Origin of the sequence: Kitasatospora sp. NPDC057940 (genome assembly GCF_042887425.1) — a bacterium.
In the GTDB taxonomy this organism is placed as follows: Bacteria; Actinomycetota; Actinomycetes; order Streptomycetales; family Streptomycetaceae; genus Kitasatospora.
The window spans coordinates 134,560-145,912 of the sequence record NZ_JBHVPH010000014.1 but is presented as its reverse complement, the minus strand read 5'-3'; the positions used below and the strand labels follow the sequence as shown (position 1 = coordinate 145,912).

Genomic DNA, 11,353 nt, shown 5'->3' with positions numbered 1-11,353 from the left:
CTCTCCAGCCTGTTCAGGCGACGCGTCGCAGGACGCGGCCGCCGAACTGCATGTGGTCCGCGCGCCCGGTCTCCGGGTCGAGCAGGAAGCGGCCGAGGTGTTCCACCTCGGGCAGCCGCGGGTGCCGGGCGGCGAAGAAGCGCTCGCCTCGGCCGGTCAGGTCGTACTCCATCCCGTCGTCGTCGACCAGGACGGTGGCGCCGGGGTGCGCGCCGTCCGCCGCGCCGGCGCCGGGGCGGATCCGGTACACGGTCTCGCCGTTGGCCCACTGCCCGACGCGGTCCGACAGGTCCTGCGCGGCGCCGGCGGCGGGGCCCGGCGCGTAGCCGGCGACGTCCACGCCCTCGGCCCGGAGCTCGGCCAGCAGGTCCTGCCAGGCGCCGAGGCCGGCCGCGGAGTCGGCCTGGAGGGCGATCACGGTGCCGCGCTCCGGCTGGATCCGCAGGTGGCAGGTGGAGCCCGCGCCCACGCCGTCGAGACCGAGCCAGCGGTCGGCGCCGTTGCCGTACCGGGCCCAGCCGTGGCCCCAGCCGTCGGCCAGGCCGAACGGCAGGGTGTCGAAGGGCGGTTCGGCCAGCTCCCGGACGGCCTCCTGGTCGAGCAGGGCGGCGTGCGAGGCGTCGCGGTCGTCCAGGTGGAGCCGGGCGAACGCGACCAGGTCGGTGACGGTGCCCGCGATCGCGGCGGCGGGGGCGAGGTCGCGGGGGATCTCGTCGGCCGCCAGGAAGGCCGGCTCGATGTCCAGCGGCCGGAGCAGGAAGTCCGTCACGGCGTTGCGCCAACTCACCCCGGCGGCGGCCTCGATGACCTTTCCGGCCAGGGCGAACCCGGCGTTGGAGTACGAGAACGCGGTGCCGGGGGCGAACAGCGGGCCGGCCGCGACGGCGGCCCGCAGCCCGCCGTCGCCGGGGCCGTCGCAGACCATCCCGGAGGAGTGGCTGAGCAGGTGACGAGTCGTCAGTCTCAGCTCGGCGAAGGGTGGTTCGGTCAGGTACTCGCCGACCGGAAGGTCCAGGTCGAGGTCGCCGTCGAAGGCCAGCTGCATGGCCAGCGTCGCGGTGAAGAGCTTGGTGAGCGAGGCGAACGGCGCGGCGGGCGCCGGCCCGGGCTCCGCACCCGCCTCGGCGACGTGGAGTTCGCCGGCGTCGTAGAAGGCGCACCGGAGGGAGCGCACACCGTGTTCGCGCGCGAGCCGTCCGGCCTTTTCACGCCATGACTGTGAATTCACTAAAACCCACCCACCGCATTCACCGGAATCCGAAAAAGGCGCAGCACAACAGCCCCGTTCGGCCGTGTTCCGTCCACGGCTCGTCGGTACGGGGATTACGCAAAAGGGGAATTCGCTCTGGTGAATGCAGGCTAACACCGGGCGGCGGGGCCGGTCAGGGTCGTTAAGCGGCAGCCGAATGACCCTGGTTGCCGCACTGCGAAACGCCGTTCGACCTGCCCGGAAACCCAAAACGCCGATGGGGTCCGCGGTCGCGGACCCCATCGGCGGGTCGGTGTGGCAATGGTGGGGGGCGGAGCTACTCGCGCAGTCCGATGGCCTCCACCGGGCGGGCGCGCAGGGCGAGCTTGGTCGGCACCAGAACGGCCGCCGCGGCCAGGGCCGAGGTCGCCGCCACGATCGCCAGGTAGAGCAGCGGCGGAATGTGCGGAACCAGGGACCCGGTCAGGCCCATGCTCACCGTCATCAACGGCACGATGGGCACCAGACTGCCGACCACCACCGCGATCAGGATCAGCATCAGCGTCTCGGTGCGCATCATCCGCATGACCTGCTCGGGCGTCGCTCCCACCAGCCTCAGCAGCGCGAACTCCCGTGCTCTGGACAGCGTGGTCATCACCAGGGTGTTGGCGACGGCCACCGCGATGTACCCGAAGACCAGGACCAGCGGCAGCGCGCTGCCGAACAGGTTGGCCGTGCCGGCCTTCTCCTGGGCGGCGGACAGGCCGCCCTTGTCCTGGACGTGCACCCCGGGGTAGCGGTCGTTGAGCCCGGTGAGCTCCCCGATCACCTTCTTCTTGTCGGCGCCGTCCTTGGCCCGCACCAGCACCGAGTCGTACATCCGGCGCGAACTGTGCTGGAGCACGGTGTCGTAGGACAGGGTGATGTCGCCGAAGCCCAGGCCGCGCTTGTACACGGCGATCACCTTCGGCTCCAGCGTCTGCCCGTCGGGCATGTGCACCTTGATCTGGCCGCCGACGCCCGCGCCGAGCGTGGCCGAGGCCCCGCTGCTGATCGCCACCGTGTCCGTGGACAGGTTGTCCAGGGAGCCCTCGGAGACGTCCAGGTCGACGACCCGGCTCAGGTTGCCCGGGGTCAGCCCCTGCGCCTTGTAGTCGAAGATCTCCGGCGAGCCGAGCATCTTCGTCGAGGCGAACAGGTCGACCCGCACCGTCCCGGCCGCGGCGTCCACCCCGTCCAGGCCGGCGATGAACTTCGGCGCGGTGACCGGCAGGCCGCCGGACTCGCTGGTCACCGTGTAGTCGGCGACCACGCCCGCCTGCGCCTGCGCCTCGGCCGCACCCGACGTGGTGGTCGGGATGAACAGCTGCACCGAGGCGAAGCCGATCGCCAGGATCAGCGGGCCGATGCCGGCCGCCAGCCGCCGGGCGTTGGCCCGGGTGTTGGCCACGGCCAGGAACCCGAGGGTCCCGAACCGCCGTTGGAACGGCGCGGCCATCAGCCTGGTCGCCTTCGCCACCACCGGCGGGGCCAGCATGAGGATCGCGATCACCATGATCAGGCCGCCGCTGCCGGCCGCGGCCACCGCGAAGATGCTGCCGAAGAACAGCGGCAGCAGCGACGCGCAGAAGCCGAGGACGAACAGCAGGATGCCGATGGCCACCCGGGCGCCGCCGATGCCCGGCTGCTCGGTCTGGGCCTCGCTGAGCGCCTCCACCGGCCGGATCGACACCACCCGGCGGGCCACCGCGAACGCCGCCACCTGCGCGGCGATCACACCGATGCCGACCGCGGCGATCGCCGGGATCGGGCCGTAGGAGAACTCGAAGTCGTCCGGCAGGATGCCGATCGCACCGAGCGCCCCGCGCAGCACCCCGGCGGCCAGCATGCCGGGGAAGCAGCCCAGGATCGAGGCCACCAGCGAGATCACCAGGGCCTCGCCCGAGATCATCTTGTGGATCTGCTTGGGCGTCGCGCCGACCGCGCGCAGCAGCGCCAGCTCGCGCCGCCGCTGGTGCACGCTGAGCGCCAGGGTGCTGCCCACCACCATCATGGTGATCAGCACGACGGTGCCGCCGAGCGAGCCCGCCAGCTCCTTCAGGCTGCCCCGGGCCGAGGCCACGTCCGGGTTCTCGACGCTGCTGCGCCCGTCACCGGTGTAGACGTCGATCGCGGAGCCCTTGAGCGCCTTGTCGATCCGGTCGCCGAGCTTGCCGGCGTTGGTGTCCTTGGGGGCCAGCACGCCGATGGCGCTGACCTGGTCGGTGCGGCCGAACAGGGTGCGCGCCTCGTCGTCGGAGAAGAACACCGGCGGGGTGCGCAGCGCCCCGCCGCCGCCCTTGTAGGTGACGATGCCGACGATCTTGTACGAGCTGGCGTCCCGGGTGGAGGCGATCTTGACGCTGTCGCCCACCTTCACCTTGCGGTGGTCGGCGACGGACTTCTCCAGCACCACCTCGCCCGCCCGCTTCGGCTCGTCGCCGTTGCGGTCGTACGGGCCGAGCGCTGCCGCGCCCCAGTTGGTGCCGTTGGACGTCCGGTCGTCGGCGCCCTTGACCAGCTCCTCGCCGTCGTTGGAGACGACCTGCGCGGGGAAGGTGAGCACCGGGACGGCCTTGTCGACGCCCTCGGTCCTGGCGACCTTGTCGACCAGGTCGATCGGGACGCCGACGGCGTCCTTGAGGTCCTTGGACTTGCTCTTCTTGGCCTCGTGGACCGTGAAGTGCTTCTGACCGCCGACCACGACCGCAGCGCCGGAGTAGCGCTGGACCGGCACCCCGTTGCCGATGCCGGACTGCAGGATGATTCCGAAGGCCGTGACGAGCACGGACGCGCCGAACAGGGCGACGAACGCCCCGACGAACCCGGCCTTACGCTCCTTGACGGTCTGTACGACGAGCCTGAACACGTCTCACCACTCCCCCAGCCGGGTCATGCGCTCGGCCACCCGGTCCGGAGTGGGGTGCGTCATCTCCTCCGCGTAGCTCCCGTCCGCGAGGAACACCACGCGGTGCGCGTAGGAGGCGGCGATCGGGTCGTGGGTCACCATGATGACCGTCTGCCCGAGGGTGTCCACGACCTCGCGCAGCAGCGTCAGCACCTGCTTGGCGGTGCGGGTGTCCAGCGCGCCGGTCGGCTCGTCCGCGAACACCACCTCGGGCCGCGCCGCCAGCGCCCGGGCGATGGCCACCCGCTGCTGCTGGCCGCCGGACAGCTCCGAGGGCCGGTGGCTCATCCGGTCGGCGAGACCCACCTGCGTCACGACCTGCTGCAACCACTGGTTGTCCGGCTGGCGGCCGGCCAGCATCAGCGGCAGGGTGATGTTGTCCGCGACGGTCAACGCCGCCATCAGGTTGTACGCCTGGAAGATGAAGCCGACCCGCTCCCGGCGCATGATGGTCAGATCGACCTCGCTGAGCTGCGCCAGCTCGGTACCGCCGAGCACCACCGAGCCGGCGTCCGGGCGGTCCAGCCCGGCGGCGCAGTGCAGGAAGGTGCTCTTGCCCGCCCCGGACGGACCCATCACCGCGGTGAAGGTGCCCCGGGCGAAGGCGAGGGACAGATCACGCAGCGCGTGCACGGCCCCGGCACCCTTGCCGTACGTCTTCCGGACCCCGTCGAGGCGGACGACCCAGTGAGCGTCCAGCGCGGCACTGCCGTCCGGTCGCGGCGGCGCCGCGTACTCCTCCTCCGCGGCCGCGCCCTGGAACTCCTCCGTCCGCGCTCCGCGTCCCTTTCTGCTCACTTCCGGCCTCCACCACTCGCACGCACTACTTGACGTTCACGAAGGTAAGTCCTGGAGCAGGTGCGGAACCAGGGCACGAACTGGAGAGTCGATGGTGCAGAAAAGTGCCACCCACCGCCGCATTTGGGACGGTGGTAGGGTGATCGGGATGACGACTCGGAGGATCTTAGGAGCCGTGCGCGCCCCCAGCATTGCCGAGTTGCGACGCTTACAACCCGAGCAGTGGGTCCGCCAGACGGTGATCCGTTTCCCTCCGGCCGCCGGCTACGTCCTGCTCTGCCTGATGACCGGACTCGCCGGGCTGCTGCTGTTCTACCTGATCGCCATCATCTTCGCGCTCTGCCTGGTCGGAACGGGCTTCCTGCTGCTGCCCAGGACACTGCGGGTGCTGCGCAGGTACGCCGAGGTCCACCGCCGGTGGGTCGGCCGGCTGCTGGAGACCGAGGTCCGCACGCCCTACCGCGACCTGGAGCCCGGCCGCACCGGCCCCCGCAAGCCCTCCCTGCGCGACCCGGCCGTCCGCAAGGACCTGCTGTGGTTGATCACCCACGGCGTCGTCGGCTCGGCCCTGTCCATCTTCGCCCTGAGCATCTGCGGCAACGCCTTCAACTGGCTGTCCGCACCGGTGTGGTGGAAGCTCGCGTCGGGCGAGCGCAATTCCATCATCCTGATGAACGTCGACTCCTGGCTGAAGTCCTTCGTCGCGGTGTTCATCGGCATCGGCTACGCCGTGGTGGCGATGGCCGCGATGCGCGGCCTGGCCCTCGTGCACGCCCGGATGTCCCGCCGGCTGCTGACCGCCCGCCCCCGGGTCGCGCTCGCGCAGCGGGTCCGCGAACTCTCGGTGACCCGCGCCGAGGCGCTCGACGCGCACGACGCCGAACTGCGCCGGATCGAACGCGACCTGCACGACGGGGCGCAGGCCGGCATCGTCGCCGTCTCGCTGCGCCTCGGCATGATCAAGCGCGCGCTCGGCCAACGGCCCGAGCAGGTCCCGGAGATGGTGGACGCCGCCCAGAACCTCGCCGAGCAGGCCTTGGAGTCGCTGCGCCACCTCGTCCGCGGCATCTACCCGCCGGTGCTCGCCGACCGCGGGCTGACCGACGCCGTCCGGGCGCTCACCGCGCTGTGCGGGGTCCCGACCCGGATAGACATCGACGAGTCGGCCGGCGCGGCGCCCCGCGCGCCCGCCGCCGCCGAGGCCGCCGCCTACTTCGTGATCTCCGAGGCGCTCACCAACATCACGAAGCACAGCGGGGCGCGCAGCGCGCTGGTGTGGCTGCGGATCGCGTCGGACGCCATCTCGATCAGGGTCGAGGACGACGGCAAGGGCGGCGCCACCGAGGGCACGGGGAGCGGGATCCTGGGACTCCGGCGCCGGGTCGCCGCCTTCGACGGCACCACCGACCTGTTCAGCCCGCCCGGGGGCCCGACCGTACTGAAGGTGGAGATTCCATGCGGATCCTGATCGCCGAGGACAACGCCCTGCTCCGTGAGGGGCTGGTCCTGCTGCTCAACAGCGAGGGGCACGAGGTGTGCGCCACGGTGGACAACGGGGACGACCTGCTGCCCGCGCTGCTCGCGCACCGCCCGGACGTCGCCGTGGTGGACGTCCGGCTGCCGCCGACGTTCCGGGACGAGGGCCTGCGGGCCGTCGTCGAGGCGCGCAAGCAACTGCCCAACCTGCCCGTCCTGGTGCTCTCGCAGTACGTCGAACGGGCCTACGCGACGGAGCTGCTGGCGCAGAGCGCCTCCGGGGTCGGCTACCTGCTGAAGGACCGGGTGGGGCGCGCCGAGGAGTTCCTGCTCGCGCTGGAGCGGGTCGCCGACGGCGGCACCGCGATGGACCCGGAGGTCATCTCGCAGCTGATGGTCCGCCGGGCCGGCGACGACCCGCTGTCCTCGCTGACCCAGCGCGAGCGCGAGGTCCTGGCGCTGATGGCGGAGGGGCGCAACAACGGCACCATCGCCGAGATGCTGTTCATCGCGGAGAGTTCGGTGAACAAGCACATCGGCAACATCTTCGCCAAGCTGAACATGCCCACGCCGGACAGCGGCCACCGCCGGGTGCTCGCCGTGCTCACCTACCTGCGGGCCTGAACGCCCGGAGGAAGACACCCGAAAGAGGGGCGGCGCCGGTCGGGCGCCGCCCCTCTTTCGGGTCCCCCTCCTCAACTCCCGGACGGGTGCTACCGGTTGTCGGGCAGGGCGGGGAAGGCGCGGACCGCGGGGGTGACGGCCACGCCGAGTGCGATCAGCAGGAACGCCGCCGCACAGCTCAGGACGGTGGGCACGGCGTGCACGGTCTCCAGCAGCAGCCCGCACAGCAGCGGGCCGAGCGCCGCGCCCGCGCCCATCGAGACCCCGATCAGACCGGCCAGCCGGCCGCGCATCTCATCGGGGGTGACCATCATCTGATGACCCGCCACCAGGGCGGTGGCGGTGGGTGCGAGGAACGCGGCGGCCCCCAGCACCAGCCCGGCCGGCCAGCCGGTCGGCACCACCGCGAGCAGCGGCACCAGCACGGCGGTGGCCCAGGTCAGCACCATGAGAGCCGTGAACGGCGAGAGCGAGCGGCGCAGCCGCCCGGCCGCCAGCGCACCCGACACGCCGCCCGCGCCGACCAGGGCGCCGATGGCGCCGACCTCGGCACCGGACCGCCCGTCCTGCTGGGCCATCACCACCACGGCGATCAGCAGGCCGCTGAACACCAGGTTGAAGGCGGTGCCGAACAGCACGGTGGCGCGCACCGCCGGGTTGCCGCGCAGCCAGCGCAGCCCCGACGCCATCGCCTGCAACGCCCCCTCGGTCCGGTCCGCGTCCCCGCCCTCGCCCTTGCCCCTGCCCTCGCCCTTGTCCTCGGGCGACGACGCCGGTGCGGGCGCCGGCGCCGGCAGCCGCAGGAACAGCAGCGTGACGAAGGCGATCGCCGAGGTCACCGCCTGGGCGACGAACGGCAGCAGCCGCTGGACGCCGTACAGGAATCCGCCGATCCCCGGACCGACGATGGTCGCGAGGTAGTAGCGGGCGGTGTTGCGGGTGACGGCGTCGGCGAGCTGCGAGGACGGCACGACGCTCGGCAGCAGCGCCTGGTCGGCGGTGCCGAACAGCGAGGTGCACACCCCTTCGACCACCGCCACCACCACGATGGCCGCCAGCGGCGCGTGCCCGACCGCCACCAGCAGCGCGAGCAGGCCCAGTGCCACGGCCCGCCCGAACTCCGAGACCAGCATCAGCGTCTTGCGGCTGACCCGGTCCGCCAGCGCCCCCGAGGGAAGCGCCGAGAGCGCCCGGGACCCGGCGATCGCGAACTCGGCCAGCGAGGCCTCGAAGGCGGAGCCGCCGAGCCCGAGCACCAGCAGCGGGTACGCGATCAGCGTGCCCTGCGCCCCCAGCTGGGAGACCATGTTCGCGGTCCACAGCACGTTGTACTCGCGGTTGCGGGACAGCGGCGGCGGGCCCGGCTCGGCGGCCACGGCGGCATCGGCCGTCGTACTGCCCGAGGTCACTGCGGCGGGGTCGGCAGCGCCACCGCGGGCGCCGACGTCCGCTCCACCGGGCGGAGTTCGGACCACGCGTGCGCCCCGGCCATGCTCACGAACAGGTCGCGCGGCGGCACGAAGGGGGCCCGCCCGTGCGCCACGCTGATGTTGTCCACGATCAGGACCTCACCGGTGTGCACGTTGACGTCGATCTGCTGCGCCCGGTAGGCGGCCTGGAGCTGCCGGACGACCTCGTCCGGGATCTCGCTGCCGTCCGCGTAGAAGGTGTTGGTGGGCATCCCCCACGGGCCGTACTCCTCCAGCAGGAAGTCGGCGACGTCCTCGCGCAGGGTGCGGGCGTGGAAGAAGGTCAGGTGGTTGAACCAGGAGCGGACGCCGGTCTCCGGGTGGGTGGAGACGGCCCAGCGGAGCTGACGCGTCCTCAGATGGTTGCGTTCCAGCCACTCCAGCTCGATGCTGTTGGCGTCGCAGTAGGCCTTGACCTCGTCCGGGTCGCTGGTGCCGAACGCCTCCTGCCAGGAGAGGCCCAGGCCGGGGCGGAAGTTGCGGACGAGCAGGTAGCCCTCGCGCTCGAACCGCTCGGCGGTCTCCCGGGGCAGCCCGGCGTGCAGGGCGCGGCAGTCGGCCAGCAGGCTGGCGCCGCCGTCCGGCGACTCCTGGCGGCAGAAGAAGAACAGGTAGCGCGGGACGTTCAGGTTGTACGACTGCTCGGTGTGGAGGAAGATCTCCTCGGTCGCCGGGTGGTCGGTGGCCGTGAACACCCCGGGGTGCAGCTCGGTGCGCGGCGAGGAGCGCTCGGTGTAGTCGAGCGGCCGGCCGACGACGGCGTTGACGAAGGTGTCCAGCTCCGGCCACTCCTGCCAGTCGAAGCCGCTGAGCACGACGGCGCCGTGCTCGGTGATCCGCCGGCGGATGAACTCCCCCTGCTCCTTGCCGAGGTCGACCAGCCGGTTGCCCGCGGTCTCGGCGGTGATCCCGAGGACCAGTCCGTCGTGCCGCGCTTCGGTCGAGATGCTGATGGCGGTTGTCACGGAGTGACTCCCTTCTGCGGGCTGCGGGCGCGAAGCCGCTCGGCAGCGGTGTCGAGGGTCTGGAGTGGACGGTTGAAGGCGATCCGGACGTAGCGCTCGCCATCGGCCGGATCGACGAAGAACGAGGTGCCCGGCGCCACCAGCACACCGGTCTCGGCGAGCAGCGTGCGGACGAAGCGCGGGCTGGGCTCGTCGGTCAGCCCGTCGATCCGGGCCAGCACGTAGCAGCCGCCGGCCGGGGGCGTGAAGTCGAAGCCGGCGTCCCGCAGCAGCGCCACCGTCCGGTCGCGCCGCTCGCGCATCCCCGCCGCGTGGTCCCAGCGCTCCGGCAGCAGCAGGTCCGCGTCGGCCGCGGCGTGCTGGAGCGCGGCCGCCGCGCCGCCGGTGGTGGCCACGTGCACCTTGCGCAGCAGGGCGGTGAGCTCCGGCGCCGCGCGCAGGAAGCCGAGCCGCCAGCCGCTGATCGCATGGCTCTTGGAGAGGCTGCCGACCACCACGGACCGGTCGGCCAGGCCCTCGATCTCGGCGACCGAGCGGTAGCCGGCCGACTCGTAGACGTACCCGGCGTACACCTCGTCCGAGATCACCACGGCGCCCCAGCGTCGGCACAGCTCGGCGAGCAGGTCGAGGGTGCCGCGCTCCAGGACGACGCCGGTCGGGTTGGCCGGGCTGTTCACGATGACGGCGCGGGTGCGCGGTCCGAAGGCCGCGGCCAGCTCGTCCGGGTCGACGCTCCAGCCGGGCTCCCGCAGCCGGACCGGGCGCGGGCGGGCGCCGGTGAGGGCGATGGCGCTGAGGAAGTTCTCGTAGAAGGGCTCGAACACGATCACCTCGTCGCCGGGGTCGACGAACGAGAGCAGGGCGACGGCCAGCCCCTCGCTGCCGCCGACGGTGACGGTGATCTCGGAGCCCGGGTCCGGGGCGCCGGGCAGGGACGCGGCGATCCGCTCGCGCAGCAGCGCCAGCCCGGCCGGGTCCTGGTACTGGTGGACGCCGGCGCGCAGCGCGGTGACCGCCGCCTCGACCAGCCCGGGCGGCGTGTCGGGGTAGGCCGGGGTGCCCACCGCCAGGTCGACGGTGTTCGGGGGCAGCCCCTCCAGCAGCAGCGCGGCCAGCCCCCCGCCGGGCAGTTGGCCCACCCGCTCGGCGCCCAGGGCGCGGCGGGCCGGGATGTCATGGTGCGTGGTGGCGCTCATCGGCTCACTCCCGCGGCGTCGGTCCGGGGCCGCTGTTCGGTCTGGAGCGGCGCTTCGCCCCGGAGCCGCTGTTCGGCCCGGTCGAACGCGCCGCGCGGGATCTCGGGCAGCCAGGACGGGCGGCCCGCCTCGTACGCCTCGATGTCCCCGCTCCTGAGCAGGGTCTCCGCGATCACGTCCTGCCCTTCGAGCAGCCGGGCCCTGGCCCGCGCGTCGACCGTGAACGGGTGCTCGCCGCCCGGCCGGCGCAGCAGGCCGGCCCGCAGGTCCACGGTGAGCCGCAGGCCCTCGGCGGACTCCGCGAGGTCCATCAGCTCCTCGACCACGGGGGTCGGCAGGTCGACCGGGACGAGGCCGTTGTTGAGGGCGTTGCGGCGGAAGATGTCGCCGAAGCCGGTGGCGACGACGGCGCGGAACCCCCAGTCGCGCAGCGCCCAGACGGCGTGCTCGCGGGAGCTGCCGATGCCGAAGTCCCGGCCGGCCAGCAGGACCGTCGCACCCGCGTGGCGCGGCTGCTCCAGGACGAAGCCGTCCTCGGCGCGCCAGCGGGCGAACAACGCGTCCTCGTAGCCGCTCTTGGTGACCCGCTTGCAGTACTCCGCGGGCAGGATCTGGTCGGTGTCGACGTCGTCGCGGCGCAGGGCGACCGCGCGACCGTGGTGCTCGACGAAGGGTTCCATACTCAGCTG

Annotated in this window: 9 protein-coding genes; 2 read left to right on the top strand and 7 right to left on the bottom strand. The window is 72.5% G+C overall.

Features of this window, described 5'->3' with window-relative positions; translation table 11 throughout:
- Positions 1 to 13: 13 nt before the first annotated feature.
- Genes ACFVTF_RS22125 through ACFVTF_RS22115 form a run of 3 tightly spaced genes read right to left on the bottom strand, consistent with a single transcriptional unit; the run spans position 14 to position 4,835 of the window.
- Positions 14 to 1,492, bottom strand: a complete 1,479-nt coding sequence (locus ACFVTF_RS22125; protein ID WP_387815765.1) for a serine hydrolase domain-containing protein — start codon at positions 1,490 to 1,492, stop codon at positions 14 to 16.
- A 34-nt stretch (positions 1,493 to 1,526) separates the two neighbouring features.
- On the bottom strand, positions 1,527 to 4,097 hold the full coding sequence (locus tag ACFVTF_RS22120) for an ABC transporter permease (protein ID WP_371519815.1): 2,571 nt from the start codon (positions 4,095 to 4,097) through the stop codon (positions 1,527 to 1,529).
- 3 nt (positions 4,098 to 4,100) lie between these two features.
- Positions 4,101 to 4,835, bottom strand: a complete 735-nt coding sequence (locus ACFVTF_RS22115) for an ABC transporter ATP-binding protein (protein ID WP_371522893.1) — start codon at positions 4,833 to 4,835, stop codon at positions 4,101 to 4,103.
- Between the two features lie 298 nt (positions 4,836 to 5,133).
- Here ACFVTF_RS22115 and ACFVTF_RS22110 point away from each other — a divergent pair, with 298 nt between their 5' ends.
- Together ACFVTF_RS22110 and ACFVTF_RS22105 are read left to right on the top strand one after the other, a co-directional pair.
- Positions 5,134 to 6,402, top strand: coding sequence for a sensor histidine kinase (locus tag ACFVTF_RS22110; RefSeq protein WP_371519812.1), 1,269 nt, complete (start codon positions 5,134 to 5,136; stop codon positions 6,400 to 6,402).
- Positions 6,390 to 7,034, top strand: coding sequence for a response regulator transcription factor (locus tag ACFVTF_RS22105; protein ID WP_350880992.1), 645 nt, complete (start codon positions 6,390 to 6,392; stop codon positions 7,032 to 7,034). Before ACFVTF_RS22110 ends, ACFVTF_RS22105 begins: the two co-directional genes overlap by 13 nt.
- A gap of 89 nt (positions 7,035 to 7,123) precedes the next feature.
- Here ACFVTF_RS22105 and ACFVTF_RS22100 read toward each other — a convergent pair whose 3' ends face one another.
- The 4 genes from ACFVTF_RS22100 to leuD are packed head-to-tail and all read right to left on the bottom strand — an operon-like array spanning position 7,124 to position 11,344.
- Positions 7,124 to 8,443, bottom strand: coding sequence for an MFS transporter (locus ACFVTF_RS22100; RefSeq protein ID WP_387815763.1), 1,320 nt, complete (start codon positions 8,441 to 8,443; stop codon positions 7,124 to 7,126).
- On the bottom strand, positions 8,440 to 9,468 hold the full coding sequence (locus ACFVTF_RS22095) for a TauD/TfdA family dioxygenase (RefSeq protein WP_371519806.1): 1,029 nt from the start codon (positions 9,466 to 9,468) through the stop codon (positions 8,440 to 8,442). The genes ACFVTF_RS22100 and ACFVTF_RS22095 overlap by 4 nt, the downstream gene beginning before the upstream one ends.
- Positions 9,465 to 10,664: a pyridoxal phosphate-dependent aminotransferase gene (locus ACFVTF_RS22090; protein WP_387815761.1), complete on the bottom strand. Its 1,200-nt coding sequence runs from the start codon at positions 10,662 to 10,664 to the stop codon at positions 9,465 to 9,467. Before ACFVTF_RS22090 ends, ACFVTF_RS22095 begins: the two co-directional genes overlap by 4 nt.
- Positions 10,661 to 11,344, bottom strand: coding sequence for a 3-isopropylmalate dehydratase small subunit (leuD, locus tag ACFVTF_RS22085; RefSeq protein ID WP_387815759.1), 684 nt, complete (start codon positions 11,342 to 11,344; stop codon positions 10,661 to 10,663). Before leuD ends, ACFVTF_RS22090 begins: the two co-directional genes overlap by 4 nt.
- Positions 11,345 to 11,353 lie beyond the last annotated feature (9 nt).